Origin of the sequence: Streptomyces sp. NPDC127068, from assembly GCF_042724695.1 — a bacterium.
Lineage (GTDB): Bacteria > Actinomycetota > Actinomycetes > Streptomycetales > Streptomycetaceae > Streptomyces.
The window spans coordinates 1-17,210 of sequence record NZ_JBHXEN010000065.1 but is presented as its reverse complement, the minus strand read 5'-3'; the positions used below and the strand labels follow the sequence as shown (position 1 = coordinate 17,210).

The window sequence follows — 17,210 nt, the reverse complement described above, 5'->3', positions numbered from 1 at the left end:
GACACGGCCTGCGCCCACGATCCGGGGAGCCCCTTGGTGAATCCGAGGAGAGGTGAAGGGGGAACCGCACGGAGCCCCGGGAACAGCCGCCCGGAACGGGCACCCGAATGCCGGAACGAAAACGACGGAACGGCCCACCTCGATGTGCGGGAGTCCCTGCTCCGAAAGCCGACCGTCAGGAAGGTCCGGCCATTCGGTCGAGGTGCGGCAGGACGTGGTCGAGGCGTTCTCGTTTGGCCCGGAGGTAGGCCAGGTTCTCGGCGTGCGGCGGTATGAGCAGCGGTACGCGTTCGCTGACCCCGATACCGTGCCGGAGCAGCGACTCCCCCTTGCGCGGATTGTTGGAAAGGAGTCGCACCGAACGCACCCCGAGGTCGCCCAGCATCCGGGCCGCCACCGCGTAGTCACGGGCGTCGACGGGGAGCCCCAGGGCGAGGTTCGCCTCGACCGTGTCCAGCCCTTCCGCCTGGAGACGCATCGCCTGGAGCTTGGCGACCAGCCCGATCCCGCGCCCTTCGTGGCCGCGGAGGTACACCAGGATGCCGGCCCCCTCCGCCGCTATGGCCTCCAGCGCGGCCCCGAGCTGCTCGCCGCATTCGCAGTGCCGCGATCCGAACGCGTCCCCGGTCAGGCACTCCGAGTGCAACCGGGTCAGCACGTGCTCCCCGCCGGGCTCGCCGTGGACGAGGACCATCTGTTCCGCACCGGAGTCGCCGGGTCGGTAGCCGACGGCGGTGAACTCGCCGTACTCGGTGGAAAGGCGCACCTCCACGACCCGTTCGACACCGTCCGGGGGAACGGCGGTTCGCGTGCCGAGCGAGGCGCCGGAACCCTCCCGGGGGCTGTTGACGGCCTTCGGGAAGGCCGCGGTCGCCCCGTCGAACTCGGCCGCCGGCACCCGCCTCCGGGGGCGGGAAAACGTCGTCAAGAACCTCATCAACCACTCATTTCCGTCCCCGTCGACCGGAGTTGGTCCGGGGCGCGTACGCTGCTCCTGCCGTCCAGCGGAATTCCACAGGAGCGAAATGACTAAACCGACATCAGGTCACGACGCCGTCGCTTTCCTACCGACGGGCACGACCGAGGAGATACGTGAACGCGGCGCCGTCGTCGCGGTCCTTCCCATCGGTAGTTTTGAACAGCACGGCCCCTTCCTCCCGATGACCACGGATACGTTGATAGCCAACGAACTGGCTCATCGGATCGCCGGTTCCCACACGGTCCTCCTCCTTCCTCCGCTCACCGTCTCGTGTTCCCACGAACACGCCGACTGGCCGGGCACGGTCAGCATTTCCGCGGTCACCCTCCACCACGTCGTCGAGGACATCTCCCGTTCGCTCCGGAACTCCGGGGTGCACGCGCTCGCACTCGTCAACGGTCACGGCGGCAACTACGTGCTGCGCAACACGGTTCAGGAGTCCGCCGCCCGGGGGACGCGCATGTCCCTGTTCCCCGGCCCGGCGGACTGGAGGTCCGCCGGTGCCGCCGCCGGCATCGTCACCTCCGCCCACGACGACATGCACGCGGGCGAGATCGAAACGTCGATCCTGCTGCACACGCATCCGGAACTCCTGCGCCCGGGCCACGCGTCCGCCGACCACTGCGCGGGCGATCGCGCGCACCTCCTGACCCTCGGCATGGGCGCCTACACGAAGTCCGGTGTCATCGGCCGGCCGTCCCGTGCCACGGCGGCCAAGGGGAAGGCGCTGTTGGAGTCGCTGACGGATTCCTTCGGCGCCCACCACGCGCTGCTGGCGCAGAGCATCGGGGGCGACGCACCGTGAACGGGACCTCCTCCGCCGGCGCGCTGACCGGCTCCTCGGCCTGGCGACGACTGCTCACCGTCCGCACCCCGGCGCACGCCCGGAGCGTCGGGCTCGTCGAACGGTCCGACGGCACCTGGTGCTGGGACGGACCCGCGACGGCAGCGGCCACGGATCTCGTGGCGCGCTACCTCCCGCTCTGTCTCGCCGGCCCACGCCTCGCCTTCGCCCAACTCGGCCAGAGCGTCGACGGGTTCATCGCCACCCGGACCGGCGACGCCGACTACGTCACCGGCGACGAGGACCGCCGCCATCTGCACCGGCTGCGTGCGCTGGCCGACGCCGTGCTGGTCGGAGCGGGCACCGCGGTGTCCGACGACCCGCGGCTCACCGTCCGGGCCTGCGAGGGGGCCCATCCCGTGCGCGTCGTACTCGACCCGCACGGCAGGGTCCCCGCCGACCGACACGTCTTCACCGACGGATCGGCACCCACCCTGTGGCTGGTCGGTCCGGACGGGAGGCCCCCGCACCTCGTCGCCGAGGGGGTGACCGTGGTGTGGCTGCCCGACCGGGAGGCGTTCGCCCCGCAGCGGTTGGTCGAGGTGCTGAACCGGCGTGGACTGGGGCGGGTGCTCGTCGAGGGGGGCGGCGTCACCGTGTCCCGCTTCCTGCACGCGGGCGCACTGGAACGGCTGTACGTGACGGTGGCGCCGGTCCTGCTCGGGGACGGGGTTCCCGGGCTGCGGTTCGACGGTCCGGACGTGATGCGTGCGGCACGGCGCCCGCCGCTGCGGCGGGCGTTCCTCGGTGAGGACACGCTCTTCGAGTTCGACCTCACCGTTCCGACCGGTCCCATCGATCCGACCAGTCCGACCAGTCCGACCGGTCAATAGGGCGCGGGGGCGCGTACGGGGGCCGGCGCGCGTACCGGAGTGGGGGACGCGTTCCGTGCGCCTGCGGGAGAGAAGCACCACGGCGCCCGGCAGCGCGGCGACGGCACTCAGTACCCCGTACACCACGGACACGGCGAGACCGTGCCCCGCGCCGAGTCCGGCGGCGGCGAACGCCCACACCGTGACGCCCTCGCGGGGCCCCCACCCGCCGACGCCCAACGGGAGCGACATCGCCAGCAGGGCGAGGACCATCAGCGGGAGCAGAACGGTGAGGGGTGCGCTCACCCCCGTGACGCGCGCCGCGAGCCAGAACAGGCAGAGGTGTCCGGCCAGTGCCGCGAACGAGGCACCGAGTACCCCGGGCGCGCACAGGACGCGCCACGCGCCCGCGCACGCCGAACGCAGCCGTCGGGCCCGCGGACCTGCGGCCACCACCGCACCGAGGACGAGGAGGCCGGCCCCGAGGGCGGCCAGCGCGGGGGGACCGGTGGCGAGGGCGCGGGCCCGGTCGGCCACCGGGGACGGGAGGCCGAGCAGCACGCCGACGCCGACCGCGCACAGGGCCAGTTGTCCTGCCGCCCGTTCCAGGACGACCGCGCGGACGGCACGGCTCGGGTGGCCGCTGTCCCGGCCGTGGCGCAGTGCGCGGTCGAGGTCGCCGAGCACCCCGCCCGGTAGGACCACGTTCAGGAACAGCGAGCGGTAGTAGTCGGCGACGGCCCGCCCGAGCTCCAGTCCCAGGCCGAGCGCGCGGGCGACGAGACACCAGCGGCTGGCGCTGAGCAGCGTGGTCGTCGCCCCGATGCCGAGGGCGGCGAGCACGGTGGCGGGGTCGATGCGGTCCAGCGCGGCGGCGAGGGCTGCGGTGTCGAGGTACCGCAGGAGCGCGGCGAGTACGGCGGCGCCCGCGAGCGAGGACGCGTGTCTGCGCAGCCCGCGGCGACGGGACCCGGTCGTGCTCGGGGCGGGGGTCACGGCGTGGTGTCCCGGTTCCTGGGGAGGGCCAGGACGTCCGCGTGGTGGACGGTCGCCCGCAGCTCGCCGGCCGCGTCGGCGGCCAGCCGACGGGCGAGGTAGTCGTCCAGTCGGCCCGCCAGGTCGGGGCGCTGCTCCCGAGCCGCGCCGACCCAACCGCGCAGCCACTCACCGAGCAGGGGCGAGCCGGCCGCGAGCCGCCACGGGCTGGCGTGGACCCGGACCGTCATGCCCTGGCGGGCGAAGGCATCGGTGGCGAAGGGGACGGCGTCCGGGCCGAGCAGCCCGCTGCGGCGCTGATGCGCGTTGAAGGCGTCCGTGACCTCCGCGTCGGCGGGGTGGGCGGGGGTCAGGTCCACCCGGCCGAGCACGGAGAGCGTCAGCAGGGCCGGACAGCCGGCCGCCGCGCAGGCGGCGGCCAGTGCGTCGACGGCTTCGGCGGTCAGGATGTCCAGCAGCGCGGACGCCGTGACCAGCGAGGCGTCGGCGAGCACGGCCGCCGACAGCCGGCCCACGTCCGTGCCCCGGACCACCGCGGTCACCGGGGAGCCGTCGGCGGCGGACGGGGGCATGCCCTCGGCGGCCCGTCGGGCGAGGTCGGGATCGTGGTCGTGCAGGATCCAGTGCTGGGGTCCGGGCAGTCGGGGCACCAGCCAGCGGGACATGGCCCCGGTGCCGCAGCCCAGGTCGTGGACGACCAGGGGTGCGCCGGCGGTGGCCCGGTGCCCGAGCCGGGCCCGGAGCGGACCGAGCAGGGCGGCCGAGCGGGCCTCGGCGTCGGCGGGTTCGCGCAGGGCGAGCCATTGCGGGGTGAACGCCGTCGGATCGGGGGCGGTCCTCGTCACGGGGTGCTCCAACTGTCGCGGCGGAGTTGTTCGAGGACCCCGGAGAGGCTGCGGGCGGTGGTCGCCCATCCGTCGAGCGAGGTCCGCCGCTGCCGGGCCGCCGCCTTGAGTCGTTGGCGTTCGTCGTGCTCGTCGAACCAGCGGCGGATCGCGGTGCTCAGCGCGGCGGGGTCCCTGGGCGGCAGCAACACTCCGGGCAGCGCGCCGTCGGGGGCGCGGCCCACCGCTTCGGGCAGTCCGCCGACGTCGTTGACGAGCACGGGGACGCCCCGGGCCAGGGCTTCGGTGACGGCCATGCCGTAGGTCTCGGTGCGGGAGGCGAGCACCATCAGGTCGGCGCTCGCGTAGCTGGCGTGGAGCGCCGCCCCCGTCTGCGGACCGGCGAGCCCGATCCGGTCGGTGAGCCCGTGGTGGGCGATGAGGGCGCGCAGCTTGGTGACGTAGGCGGGGTCGCGGTCGAGACTGCCGACGCAGACGCAGGTCCACGGCAGGTCGGCGACGCTGGCGAGGGCCCGGACCAGCCGGTGTTGGCCCTTGCGCGGGGTGACCGAGGCGACGCACACCAACTGGGAGATGCCGTCGGTTCCGGTGGCCAGCGGGGCGATGTCCGTACCGGGAGCGGCGACGTGCACCCGGCGGCGGGCCAGGCCGTGGTGGTTGACCAGTCGTTGGGCCGCCCAGTCGCTGGTCGCGATGACCGCGGAGACGGCGCGCAGGGTGGTGCGCTCCAGGGCGTCGAGTTCGGTCGCGGTCGCGGGGTCGAGTCCGGTCTCGTCGGCGAGCGGCAGGTGCACCAGCACGGCGAGCCGCAGCCGTTCGGCCTCGGGGACGAGGACCTCGGGCACCGCGCAGGCGACCAGTCCGTCGAGGAGCACGACGCTGCCGTCGGGCAACCCGGCGAGCAGGTGGGCGAGTTGGGCCACGGACAGGGCGTCGGGGCGGGGCCAGGTGCCGGGGACGGCGAGGGCCCGGACGTCCCAGCCGAAGCCCGACAGGTCCAGGCTGACCCGTCGGTCGTAGGTGTTGCCGCCGCTGGGGGTGTCCGGGTCGTCCACCCCGCCGGGCATCACGAAGTGCACCGGACGGGCTTCGGTCGGCCTGAGCGCGGCGGGCGTCGCGGGGCCGCGGACCTCGATCGGCACCACGGGGGGCGGGCCGTGCGGGCCGTGCGGGTGCGGGGCGGAGCTGTGGGCCGGGGTCGGTGCGGGGGCCGGGGTCACAGTGCACGCTCGTAGCTGGCCCAGGCGACGTGGGACTCGTGGAGGGTGACGCTGATGCCGCACAGTTCCCGGGCGCCCTCTCCCAGGGCGCCGGCCCCCACCCGTTCGGCCAGCCGGTCCGCGATCACCCGGGCCAGGAACTCGGTCGAGGTGTTGACGCCGGCGAACGCCGGCTCCTCGTCCAGGTTTCTGTACGTCAACTCCGCGACGACTGCTCCCAGTTCGCGGGCGGCCAGCCCGATGTCGACCACGATGCCGTCGTCGTCCAGGGCGGTACGGCGAAAGGTGGCGTCCACGAGGAACGTGGCGCCGTGCAGTCGCTGCGCGGGGCCGAAGACCTCGCCGCGGAAGCTGTGGGCGACCATCAGGTGGTCGCGAACGGTGATGCTGAACAAGGACCCTCCAGGTACGGCGTACCGGTCCGGTGCCGGGGCTCGCCCCCTTCTACGGATTCCTCGCGCGAATTGTTCAGGCAGCGTGACTTCTCACCCGTCGCCCCCGTACACGACCCGGTGGCACAGGCCGGGCAGCTCCCCGGAGGCGATCCGTGCCATGTCCCGCGGGAGGTCGTCGAAGGCCGACTCGCCGGAGACGAGCGCGTCGAGGACGGGATCGGCCAACAGGTCGAGGGCGAGGGCCAGCCGGTCCCCGAAGGTGCGTCGGGAGCGGCGGGCGGGGGCCACGGCCCCGACCTGGCTGCCGCGCACCACCAGTCGGCCCGAGTGGAACGCCTCGCCGAGCGGCAGGGACACCTTCCGGTCCCCGTACCAGCTGAGTTCGAGCACGGTGCCCTCGGGGCCGAGGAGTTCCAGGGAGCGGGTGAGCCCCTCCTCGGTGGCGCTGGCGTGGACGACGAGGTCACAGTCGTCGAGGGCGTCCCCGGGCGCGGCGAAGGAGACGCCGAGCGCCTCGGCGAGGGCGGCCCGGCCCGGGTCGGCGTCCACCAGTTGGATGCGTACGCCGGGGAAGCGGGCCAGCAGCGCGGCGACCGAGGCCCCCACCATTCCGCCGCCGACGACGGCGATCCGGTCCCCGACGAGGGGGGCCGCGTCCCACAGGGCGTTGACCGCCGTCTCGACGGTCCCGGCGAGCACGGCGCGGGCGGCGGGCACGGAGTCGGGCACGGGCGTGACGGCACCGGCGGGCACGACGTACCGGGTCTGGTGCGGGTACAGGCAGAACACCGTGCGGCCGAGGAGTCCGGCCGGTCCCGCCTCCACCCGTCCCACGTTGAGGTACCCGTACTTGACCGGCGCCGGGAAGTCCCCGTCCTGGAACGGGGCCCGCATCGCGGTGTGCTGGCTGGCCGGGACCCCGCCGCGGAACACCAACGTCTCGGTCCCCCGGCTGACCCCCGAGTACAGGGTCCGGACGACGACGTCCCCCTCGCCCGGTTCGGGCAGCGGCACGTTGCGGATCTCCCCCTGCCCGGGGGCGGTCAGCCAGTAGGCGCGGGCGGTACGGGGCGGGGTGCGCGGTGTCACGGGCGCTCCTGTCGTCGGTCGCGGCGCGGGGCCGGGCGGGTGCAGGAGCACCGCCGTGGGGGTGAACGATCCCCCGACGCCCCGCGTACTGAGGCAGAGACCGCGACACGGTACGCGGCGGGAGTCAGCCCTGTCACCGGGGAGGAAGGTGCGCGATGGACCTGAACCAGGCTTGCGGGCGACGGGGGTTCCCGGCGCCGCGGCACGAGGCGGCGATCGGTGCGGGCGCCCAGGTGCTGCTGTTGGCCCTGCTCGGTGCGACGGTCGGGTTGGGCGCGGCGGGGTGGCTGGCGGGGCTCGCCTTCGGGGCCGGCAGCTGGGTCGTGTTGACCCGTGCGCTGGACCGGTCCGGCGCGCACCGGCTCGGCCCGGCGAACCGGGTCACCCTGGGGCGGACGGTTCTGGTCGGCGGGGTGACGGCCCTGGTGGCAGAGGCGTTCGGGGGCGCGCGCCCGGTGCTCCCGCTGCTCGCCCTGACGGCGGTGGCCCTGGTCCTCGACGCGGTGGACGGCAGGGTCGCCCGACGCACGGGTACCGCGACGCCGTTGGGCGCCCGGTTCGACATGGAGGTGGACGCGGTCCTGATCCTGGTGCTGAGCGTGGACGCCGCGGTGCGGTTCGGTCCCTGGGTGCTGCTGATCGGCGCGATGCGCTACGCGTTCGTGGTGGCCGCCCGCGGGCTGCGCTGGCTGGGCGCTCCCCTGCCGCCGCGCACGGGCCGCAAGGCGGTGGCCGCGTTCCAGGGGATCGCCCTGCTGCTGGCCACCGCGCCGTTCCTGCCCCACCTCGTGCGCGCCGGTCTGCTCCTGACCGCGCTGGCCGCGCTGACCTGGTCGTTCGGCCGGGACGTGGGGTGGCTGTACCGGTTCGGGGACCGGCCCGGGGCCGCCCCCTTGCCCCGAGCCGAGGCGCCGCCCCGGCTCGGTCGGGCGCGGCCGGGTCACGCGACCTTGGGGCCGCAGCGCATCCCGATGTACACGCAACCGGTGCCGTCCAGCAGCGTGGAGAAGGTGACGGGCATGTAGCCCTCGCTGAACGCCGCGCCCACGCCGGTGCCGGCGAAGACCGTCTCCGTCACCGGTACCAGATCGATCTCCAAGGGGTCGGAGAAGTCCTTCATGCCGTCGACGAACTCGTACAGCAGGTGGCCCGCACCGTCCCGCTCGGTCACGGTGATGACCACGCCCTCGCGCCGGTACGTGCCGACGAGCGGTGCGAAGTCGACCACGGGGGGCGTGGCCGGCGGGGCGAAGGCGTCCGGCATCGTCACCCCGGCCAGTTCGGCGAGGAGTTCCCGGTAGAGCGCCGCGTACAGTTCGCGCGCCCCGCCGCCGTTGGTGAGCAGCGCCACCGCGACGCCCGCCGACGGGACGACGCGCAGGTAGCCGTACTGTCCGATGGAGGCGCCGTCGTGGCCGTAGCCCTGGACGCCGTCCCAGTCGTAGAGGGTCCAGCCCAGACCCCAGCCGTCGGCGCTGACCGACCACCGGTCCGGGGAGTCCACGACCCGGCGCTGCATCAGCGCGACGGCCTCCTCGGAGAGCACCTGACTACCGTCTTCCGCCTTCCCGCCCGCGAGGTGCATCCGCGCGAGCCGCGCGAGGTCCCCGGCGGTGGCGATGACCCGGCCGTAGGGGCCGGCCGAGCGAGGCATCAGGTCCCAGGACGGCGCCGGCTCGGGGTCCCGGCCCGGCTCGCCCAGGTGGCTCATCGCCGCGCGGAACCGCAGCGCCTCCTCGGGCAGCGTCACGGTGCGGTCGAGCCCGAGGGGGGTGAGGAGCAGGTCCTTCAGGGCCTCGTCCCAGACCTTGCCGGTGAGCACCTCGACGATGCGGCCGAGCACGTTGTACCCGACGCTGCTGTACGAGAGCGCCTCACCGGGCGGGCAGTCCAGGGCCACTCCCTTCGCGGCCTCGACGTACCGGGCGAGGCAGTCGTCGCCGCGCCCGCTGTCATGGGTGAAGTCGCAGGTGAGACCGCTCGTGTGACTGAGCAGCTGGCGCGTGGTGATCATCCTGGTCACCTCGGGATCGGCGACCGAGAACTCCGGCAGTACGTCCACGACCGGCGCGTCCAGGTCCAGTCGGCCTGCATCGACGAGCTGCATGATCAGGGTGGCGGTGTAGATCTTGGCGATCGAGCCCATCTGGTAGACCGAGTCGGTCGTCGCCTCCACTCCCGTTCCGCGGTGGAGCACACCGCTGGCCAGCTCGTGGACGGCACCGTCGACGAGGACCGCCAGGGAGGCGGCCGGCACGTGGTGCTTGGCGCGCAGCTCGTCGAGCCGGGACTGCCAGTGCGCGAGGTCCAGCTTCCGGCCCGCCGAGTCCCGGGTCCCCCACGTGCCCTTGGCGGCCCAGTTGCCCTGCTCGTCCCAGCTCACGTTGTTCGACATGTCTGCCCCCACTCGGTGCGTACGGTGTTCCTCGATGCGCACATCATACGCATCAAGGAACGCTGTGCGCAATGTGCGCACAGCGTTCCGGCCACAGCGCGCGCCGGAGAGACGGGGCAGCAATCGTCGGGCCGCGGTGCCGGGCTTCGTACCGTTCGGCGTCGGCCTGCGGAGGACCGGCATCCATGGGCCCGGCGTGGGCCCTCGCGCGGGCGGCTGCGGAAACAGCGCGGACGGACTCAGGCGCGCTCAGCGTGGGAGCTGTGCCGTGCGGCGGGGGTCCAGGCGAGCCGGTCAGCGCCCAGGAGATCAGCAGGAACCGGCGATGCCGGCGCTGGCCGACCACCTGCCTGACGGTAGCCGCTTTGTTGTCTCGGGCTCCCCAGGCCGTAGTTGACGCCTTCGTCTCACGGCCTTCGCCCGCGCGAACCTGCCGACAACGAACCACCGCTGGGGTGGGGGCGATCCCGACGGGGGTGCGGGACCGCCCCGGCTCTCAGGCCATCGACTCGGTCAGCCGACGGCGGTACTCGACGTCGTCCCGGTCCTCAAGTTCGACGTCGCCGTAGACGTCGCGGACCCAGGACTCCTGGTAGATCGTTTCCAGGTAGCGCTCGCCGAGATCGGGGGCGATCGCCACGGCGGTGAGCTCCTCACCCGGTCGGTGTGCGTCCAGCCAGCGCCGCGCGCCAGCGACGACCGTGCCGGTGGAGCCGCCGAACAGGAAGCCTGCGGCGGCCAGCCGACGGCAGGCCCGGACGGTCTCCGGCTCGGACACCATCACCACGTCGTCGACGTACGAGGCGTCCAGCAGCTCCGGCCGCACCCCCGCCCCCAGCCCCGGCACCATTCGGGGCTGCGCCGGGCCGCCGAAGGTCACCGAGCCGACCGTGTCGACCGCGACCACGGTCACCGGCCGCCCGCTTTCCCGGAAGTACCGGGCGCAGCCCATCAGGGTGCCCGTGGTGCCGGCCCCGACGAACAGCACGTCCAGGTTGGGGAACTGGTCGGCGATGGCCGGCGCGGTGCTGTCCTGGTGGGCACGCCAGTTGTACGGGTTAGCGTGCTGGTTCAGCCAGACGTAGCCCGGGTCGGAGGCGCACAGCGCACGGACGTGGTCGAACCGGGCGGCCAGGAAACCGCCCTCCTCGGCCGGCCGGGTCACCGTGTACACCTCGGTGCCCAGGGCCTCCATCATCCGCCGGGTGGCGAGGTTGCACCGGTTGTCCGTCACGCACACGAAGCGGTAGCCCTTGTCGGCGGCGATCACGCTCAGCGCCACCCCGAGGTTGCCCGAGGAGGACTCCACCAGCACGGAGTCCTCGGACAGCCGGCCCGCCCGCTCGGCCGCCTCCACCATCGCCGCCGCTGCCTTGAGCTTGATGGAGCCCGCGAAGTTGAACCCCTCGACCTTCAGGTAGAACCGGCGGCCGAGCACCGGGAGCAGGTCGACGTAGAGGTCTTCGGTGTTGAACTCCTGGGGCGAGGTGATCACCGGCATACCAGCCGCCTCCGCTCACACATGGCGGCCCTCGCTCCTGTCGGCCTCCCCGTAGCGGTGGACATCGTGGAAGAAGTCCGCCACCACGGCGAGTTCGCCGCGCTCGTGGATCCGGTCGTAGACGTACTTGCCGACCGCGAGGTCGAGCACGCCCAGTCCGAAGGGCGAGAAGACGACCGGCCGGTCGGCAGGCGCCGATATCCGGCCGGACAGTACGTCGAACAACGTTCCGTCGATGAACTCCCGGTGCCCGACGGCCTGTTCGGCCAGATGCGGGGAGGTTTCGGCCTTGAGGCAGTGCTCGATGTCGTCCACGATGTTGGCCGAGGACAGCACGATCTCCGGCGCCAGGTCGCGCAGCGAGACGTGCAGCACCAGTGGGTTGTGCGAGAACCAGCCGGGATCGGTCACATGCGGCGTCCCGGCGACCGTGGCGAACACCACCAGGTCGCACGACCGGATCAGCGCCTCGGGCGAGTCGTGGACGGTGATCCGGCCGCCGTCGCCGTCGTGCTCCAGGTACGAGCGGAACCCCTCGCTGTTCTCGGCGTCGAGGTCGTGCACCCCTATCTCCTCGAACTCCCAGCCGGACCCCCGGAGATAGGTGTGGATGTAGCGCGCGATCAGCCCGACCCCGAAGAACCCGACCCGGCGCGGGCGGCCCCGCTCCCGGCTGAGCAGGTCGGCCGCCAGCGCGGCGGAGGCCGCCGTCCGGGTGGCACTGATGATGGAGCTCTCCATGCAGGCGATCGGGTAGCCGGTGTCCCGGTCGTTGAGTACCAGCACTGCGGAGGCCCGGGGGATGCCCGCGTGGATGTTCTCCGGGAAGCTGGATATCCACTTCAGGCCGTCGATTCGAGTCTGCCCGCCCAGCGAGGCGGGCAGCGCGATGATCCGCGACGACGGCCGGTCCGGGAAGCGCAGGAAGTAGGACGGCGGGTTGACCGAGTCACCCTCTCCGTGGGCCCGGTACACCTCCTCGACCAGGGAGATGACCCGCCGCTCGTCTCCGCTCAGCACCTGGTGCACCTGTGCACCGGGGACGACAGCGAACGAGGGGATCGCGAAAGGGGGGATCTGTCCGTTCATGACGATGGACGGCTCCGTTCGGAAGGATGGGGCGGCCGGTTGGTGGATCGGCCGGAGTGGTTGGTCACGGGGCGGCGGGCCGATGGGGGGACGAGCAGTCGGCCAGCAGCACCGGAGCGCCCAGCACCATGCCCACCTCGCGCGGACCGGTGTACGGCTCACGGCTGTGTGCCATTCGGATGTTGTCGACCAGGAGGACGTCCCCCGCCTGCCAGGGCTCACGCAGGGTCGCTGCCTCGTAGACCTCGTTGACCGTCGCGACGGTCTCCGCGTCGATCGACGACCCGTCGCCGTAGCGGGTGTTGAAGGGAAGCCCCGCCTCACCGAACTGCATCACCAGGTACTCCCGGACCGCCGGGTCCATGGTCCACTCGTTGAGGAAGGCGATCTGGTTGAACCAGACCCGCCGGCCGGTCAGCGGGTGGCTGATCACCGCGGAACGGCGTTGGTTGGTACGCAGCCCGCCGTCCCGCTGCCACTCGAACTCGGTTCCGTCGGCCCGGAAGTACGCCTCGGCCGCCGCGGGGTCGGCGGTGCCGAGCGCTTCGGTCCACGGCACGCCAACCAGGTCGTTGTACGAGCGGGTCAGCGCCCAGCCCAGCTCGGTGAAGCGCGTGACGATCGCCTCCGGCATCTCGGCCAGGACCGTCTCGGCGTCGGCCAGCCCGGTGACGCCGCCGCTCGCCGGCGCGGTGAAACAGCCGATCGTCAGTAGCCGGGGAAACTCCAGTGCGTAGCTCAACTCGTGGTGCATACACATCGGTTGGTCCGGCGGCCACTCCAAAGAGGAGTGCACCGGGCCACCCAGCGGGCGACGCCGGGCAAACGGCTCCCGCTCCGGCACGACCGCGCCCGAGAGCCGCTCGCCGATCCCGCCGAGCGCGGCGGCGTCCCGCACCTCCAGGCCCCGGATCAGCACTGCGCCGTGCTCCAGAAGCGCCGCCTCCAGGGCGACGGCGCGCTCGCCGGCCCAGTCGGCGACCTGGCCGGCCGGGACGGACTCGGCGACCCGCAGGATCGGCGGCCGGCCCGGGGCCAGCTCCAGGTCCAACTCGGCTGCGGCCGTCGTCGCCGTCTCGGATGGCTGGGTCATGCGCTCTCTCCCTTCCCTTGCCGGGTATCGGCTGTGCCGGTTGCGGCCTCGTGGTCCACGGCATCCATGGCCCCGGCGAGTTCGGCCAGGACCGGCCGGGTGACGATGTCCTCCAGCGCCACCGACCCGCCGAGCGCGACGCCCAGGCGCACCGCCGACAGCGAGGTGCCGCCGGCGTCGAAGAAGTGGTGGTGCCGGGTGATCTCGGCGAGGGGGATGTTCAGCACCTGCGCCCAGAGTGCCGCCAACCGCAGCTCGGTGGCCGTCCGCGGCGCGTCGCCGTCGGCGGCGGTGCTCGCGGCCTCGGCGGTACCGGCAGTCGGGACGGCACCGGTCGCCTCGGCCGCGTCCCGGGCCAGCGACTTCTTGTCGATCTTGCCGTTGCCGGTCAGCGGCAGCGTTGCCCGATGCTGGAAGTACTGCGGCACCATGTACGCGGGCAGCGCCTCGCCCAGCGCCCGGCGCAGACCGTCCGGCTCCAGCGGGGCGTCCGCGGCGTAGAACGCGACCAGGTGTTTCTCCCCGTCGGGGCCCTCGGCCACGACGGCCGCGGAGTCCCGCACCCCCGCCACCCGCAGCAGGTGGTTCTCGATCTCGCCGATCTCGATCCGGAATCCCCTGATCTTGGTCTGTGCGTCCCGTCGACCCAGGAACTCGAGGGTTCCCTCCGGCAGCCAGCGGCCGATGTCACCCGAGCGGTAGAGCCGCTCGCCCGTGCGATGCGGGTCCGTCCCGAAGGCGGCGGCGGTGCGCTGCGGGTCGTTGATGTAGCCGCGACCCACGCAGACCCCGGAGAACACGATCTCCCCCGGCGCCCCGAGCGGCAACGGTTCCAGCCACTCGTCCACGACGTACACCCGCACATTGCGGACCACCGAGCCCAGGGGCACCCGGTCCTGGTCCGGCACCCGGTCCATCACCTCGTGGTTGGTGTCGTCCGAGGTCTCCGTCAGACCGTAGGCGTTGACCAGCCTGATCTCCGGGAAAACGGTGAACCAGCGTTCGACGAGCTCCTTCTTCAGCGCCTCGCCGGTCGCGGAGACGCTGCGCAGCCGCCCGAGGGAGCGCGGTTGCTCCTCCAGATAGGTGAGCATCACCTCCAAGTACGACGGCACGACCTGGAGCACTTCGACCTTGCCCTCGACGAGGGTGTCGACGTACCGGCGGACGTCCAGGATCTCCTTCTGCCCGACGATCAGTGTCCGCCCGCCCACCAGCAGCCCGCTCACCAGCTGCCAGAGCGAGATGTCGAAACACTGCGGCGCGGTCTGGGCGACCACCTGCTCGGAGCCGATCTCCAAGTCTTCGATCTTGGCGAACAGATGGTTGAGCATCCCGGCCTGCTCGCACATCGCGCCCTTCGGCTCACCGGTGGAACCGGAGGTGAAGTAGACGTAGGCGAGCTGATCGGCCCCGACGGGAACGCCCGGATCGGCGTCCCGGTCATCGCCGTCCCGACCGTGGGACAAGAGGTCGGCGACGAACAGCCGGGGCAGGGTGCCAAGCCCGACCAGGGCCTGGTCGAGGGTGGCGGTGCTGCCGAACTCGGTCAGCACGAATCGGCACTCGCTGCGGGCGAGCATGACGGCGATGCGATTGGCGGGGAAGTGCGGCTCGACCGGCAGATAGACCCCGCCCGCCTTGAAGACCGCGAGCACCGCTGCCAGCCACTCCAGGTTCCGACCGGTGACCACGGCCACCACGTTCTCGGGCTGCAGCCCGCGCTCCAGCAGTGCGTGTGCTATGCGGTTCGCATGGCGGTTCAGGCTCTCGTACGTCCACTCCGCACCGTCGTACACGGCGGCGATCCGGTCGGGATGCAGCCGTACCCGGTCCTCGAACAGCTCGTGCATCCGACGGTCCGGCAGCTCGCGCCGGGGGCCGGCCAACCCATCGATCTGGTAATCCAGTTCCTCTGCGGAAAGAATGCGCGCGCGGTGCTGCTCGGCGGTGTCGTCGGACGCCATCAAGTCCAAGACGGTCAGCAGGTAGCCGGCGATCCGCTGCGCGTAGGGCACGTCGAGCACATCGTCACGGCCCAGCAGCCGCAGCCGCAGGCCGTCCGGCCCCGGGGCGAACACCACACGTAGCACGACGTGCGCCGGCGCCGCGGAACCGCACGGGTCGACGGAGGACTCCCCGGAAGGCGTCGCGAGGGTGTCGAGCGCGGACAGGTCGAGGATCACCTCGTACCTCGGGGACGCCCCCTCGGGCGAGGCCTCCCGCGCCGCCTGCCCGGCCGCCCGGACAAGTTGCCGCCATTCGCCGTCCGCCACCGACAGCGCACACGTGAGAAGGCGGCTCGCAGCACAGGGCGCCGTGTATCCGGTCAGCACGTCCTGCTCCCCGGTAAGCGCCGCCAGCACCTTCGCGTGCGCCGCCAGCAGTACCGAGTCCAGCGTCACGTGCAGCTTCTCGGCGAGAGCGGTGAGCCGCAGGACCGTGTCTGCGTGGACCAGGCACTCGTACTCGGTCGTCGGAGTATCGGCATGTCGTGGTTCGGTGCGCCAGCGCGGGATGGCGGAGACGATCCCGGATTCACCGTGCGTACCGACGTCTGTCGGTGTGCCCATGGTTCCTGCTGCCTTCATGAGAGGGGAGTTCGGTGCCGGTGGCACCCCGCGCTCGGGGCGCCACCGGCGGTGATGAGTCCGGCTGCCGCCGTCTCAGGCGCCCGACTCGGTCATCGCCTTGACGAGGCTGGCGGGCCTCATGTCCGTCCAGTTCTCCTCGACAAACGCGAGGCAGGCGTCTCGCGTGTCGGCGGTCTTGGCCACGGTCCAGCCGTCGGGAACGTCGATGGACGCCGGCCACACGGAGTGCTGCCCCTCGTCGTTGACGAGCACGAGGTAGCTGCTGTCGGGGTTCTCGAAGGGGTTCGTCATGACTGTTCCTCACTTGTGTTTCGGTTGGGTTCACCGGTTTCCGGGGAGACGCGTCCGCGCCTCCCGAAGGTGGTTCGTCAGGGATTTCCGGTCGGCCGCGCCATCCGACGCAATGCCGGTCGCTTCTTGGCCTCCGTCTGCGGTGTGGCCTCCAGGCAGGCGGCCAGGCCGGCGGCTGTGGGGGTGCCGAAAACGTCCTTGATGGGCAGCTCGACTCCGAGCGTGCTGCGGATGCGGCTGACCAGACGAGTGGCGAGGAGGGAGTGGCCGCCCAGTTCGAAGAAGTTGTCGTCGATGCCGACCCGGTCGACGCCCAGGACCTCGGCGAACAGTCCGCAGAGCACCTCCTCCTGCGGGGTGCGGGGTGCCCGGCCGCTGGCCGTGGCCGCGTAGTCGGGAGCGGGCAGGGCATGACGGTCGAGTTTGCCGTTGGGGGTCAACGGCATATGGTCCAGGACCATGATCGCCGAAGGAACCATGTACGTGGGCAGGTGTTGAGAAAGCCGCTCACGGGCGGCTTTGACTACCGTCCCGATACCGCGTGCGGCCAAGGGATTGTTGACCGGTGTGCTAGGTGAGGCTGCCGGGGTGTAGACACCGGTGAGAGTGGGGGTCTCGTCAGCGAGAACCAGGGCGTCGAAGAGGTCGACCGAACGGGGTGACCATGTGGCCACCACCCGAAGACCCAACTCCACACCCCGCTGAATCAGCTCCTCGGGGTCGACTTGAACGCCGAGGTCTTGGGCATCGAAACCGTCCAGCCTGCGTTCCGCGGCGACTTCCGCGACCAGGCGACTGTTGGGAATGCCTGTGACCCGCACGGGTACCGGCAGAGCCGCCAGGTCCAGGCCATCGGTCCACTCGACCTGTGGGAGGTGAGCGGCGTCAACGGCCTCGGTTCCGGTCCGGTGAAAGACGACTTCGTAGCGGTGGCGAGTGAGCTCGTTGTGGTAGTCGCCGTGCTTCAGACGTATATCCAGTCCACTGATCCGGGAATCACGTTCAGCGACAGCAGTGAAGAACTCGGGCGCGACGACAAGTTCCTTCTCCAAGAGCACGGCCCGGTC

Annotated in this window: 15 protein-coding genes and 1 pseudogene; 3 read left to right on the top strand and 13 right to left on the bottom strand. The window is 72.1% G+C overall.

All coding sequences use genetic code 11. From position 1 onward, the window contains the following. Nucleotides 1-175: 175 nt before the first annotated feature. Entirely contained in the window at nt 176-937 is a 762-nt protein-coding gene (gene ribA / locus ACFWIA_RS30695) for a GTP cyclohydrolase II (protein ID WP_387010523.1), read from the bottom strand. Nucleotides 938-1,025: 88 nt separating this feature from the next. Between ribA and ACFWIA_RS30690 the strand changes: the two genes are divergently transcribed. Beyond that, nucleotides 1,026-1,784 (top strand): creatininase family protein, encoded by a 759-nt coding sequence (locus tag ACFWIA_RS30690; protein WP_387010522.1) that lies wholly within the window; start codon nt 1,026-1,028, stop codon nt 1,782-1,784. Next, nucleotides 1,781-2,656: a RibD family protein gene (locus ACFWIA_RS30685; protein ID WP_387010521.1), complete on the top strand. Its 876-nt coding sequence runs from the start codon at nt 1,781-1,783 to the stop codon at nt 2,654-2,656. Before ACFWIA_RS30690 ends, ACFWIA_RS30685 begins: the two co-directional genes overlap by 4 nt. Before the next feature lie 147 nt (nt 2,657-2,803). Here ACFWIA_RS30685 and ACFWIA_RS30680 read toward each other — a convergent pair. From ACFWIA_RS30680 to ACFWIA_RS30660, 5 genes and pseudogenes are all read right to left on the bottom strand, one after another. After that, nucleotides 2,804-3,631 (bottom strand): annotated as a pseudogene (locus ACFWIA_RS30680) (YbhN family protein); the annotation flags it as partial. Next, the gene (locus ACFWIA_RS30675; RefSeq protein WP_387010520.1) at nt 3,628-4,476 is read right to left on the bottom strand and encodes an SAM-dependent methyltransferase; all 849 of its coding nucleotides are present in this window, start codon (nt 4,474-4,476) and stop codon (nt 3,628-3,630) included. The pseudogene ACFWIA_RS30680 and the gene ACFWIA_RS30675, both read right to left, overlap by 4 nt. Then, nucleotides 4,473-5,543 carry a glycosyltransferase family 4 protein gene (locus ACFWIA_RS30670; RefSeq protein ID WP_387010544.1) on the bottom strand — a complete coding sequence of 357 codons (1,071 nt, stop codon included), beginning with the start codon at nt 5,541-5,543 and terminating at the stop codon, nt 4,473-4,475. Before ACFWIA_RS30670 ends, ACFWIA_RS30675 begins: the two co-directional genes overlap by 4 nt. Before the next feature lie 149 nt (nt 5,544-5,692). Next, a complete protein-coding gene (locus ACFWIA_RS30665; RefSeq protein ID WP_387010519.1) occupies nt 5,693-6,091 on the bottom strand; it encodes a 6-pyruvoyl tetrahydropterin synthase family protein in 399 nt (132 codons plus the stop codon). Nucleotides 6,092-6,181: 90 nt separating this feature from the next. Continuing rightward, nucleotides 6,182-7,180, bottom strand: coding sequence for a zinc-binding alcohol dehydrogenase (locus ACFWIA_RS30660; RefSeq protein WP_387010518.1), 999 nt, complete (start codon nt 7,178-7,180; stop codon nt 6,182-6,184). A 155-nt stretch (nt 7,181-7,335) separates the two neighbouring features. Between ACFWIA_RS30660 and ACFWIA_RS30655 the strand changes: the two genes are divergently transcribed. Next, a complete protein-coding gene (locus tag ACFWIA_RS30655; protein ID WP_387010517.1) occupies nt 7,336-8,205 on the top strand; it encodes a CDP-alcohol phosphatidyltransferase family protein in 870 nt (289 codons plus the stop codon). On the opposite strand, the gene ACFWIA_RS30650 is transcribed toward ACFWIA_RS30655, so the two are convergent. From ACFWIA_RS30650 to ACFWIA_RS30620, 7 genes are all read right to left on the bottom strand, one after another. Continuing rightward, complete coding sequence (locus tag ACFWIA_RS30650; RefSeq protein WP_387010516.1) at nt 8,121-9,575, bottom strand: serine hydrolase domain-containing protein; 1,455 nt, start codon at nt 9,573-9,575, stop codon at nt 8,121-8,123. The two genes, ACFWIA_RS30655 and ACFWIA_RS30650, sit on opposite strands and share 85 nt — an antisense overlap. Before the next feature lie 496 nt (nt 9,576-10,071). After that, nucleotides 10,072-11,076 (bottom strand): 2,3-diaminopropionate biosynthesis protein SbnA, encoded by a 1,005-nt coding sequence (gene sbnA / locus ACFWIA_RS30645; protein ID WP_387010515.1) that lies wholly within the window; start codon nt 11,074-11,076, stop codon nt 10,072-10,074. Between the two features lie 15 nt (nt 11,077-11,091). Further along, the gene (gene sbnB / locus ACFWIA_RS30640) at nt 11,092-12,165 is read right to left on the bottom strand and encodes a 2,3-diaminopropionate biosynthesis protein SbnB (RefSeq protein ID WP_387010514.1); all 1,074 of its coding nucleotides are present in this window, start codon (nt 12,163-12,165) and stop codon (nt 11,092-11,094) included. Between the two features lie 64 nt (nt 12,166-12,229). Then, nucleotides 12,230-13,258, bottom strand: a complete 1,029-nt coding sequence (locus ACFWIA_RS30635) for a TauD/TfdA family dioxygenase (protein ID WP_387010513.1) — start codon at nt 13,256-13,258, stop codon at nt 12,230-12,232. Then, nucleotides 13,255-15,831, bottom strand: coding sequence for an amino acid adenylation domain-containing protein (locus ACFWIA_RS30630; RefSeq protein WP_387010512.1), 2,577 nt, complete (start codon nt 15,829-15,831; stop codon nt 13,255-13,257). Before ACFWIA_RS30630 ends, ACFWIA_RS30635 begins: the two co-directional genes overlap by 4 nt. A gap of 93 nt (nt 15,832-15,924) precedes the next feature. Beyond that, nucleotides 15,925-16,143, bottom strand: a complete 219-nt coding sequence (locus ACFWIA_RS30625) for an MbtH family protein (RefSeq protein WP_383759048.1) — start codon at nt 16,141-16,143, stop codon at nt 15,925-15,927. A gap of 77 nt (nt 16,144-16,220) precedes the next feature. Further along, a partial coding sequence (locus ACFWIA_RS30620) for a phosphopantetheine-binding protein (protein WP_387010511.1) occupies nt 16,221-17,210 on the bottom strand: 990 nt, incomplete at its 5' end.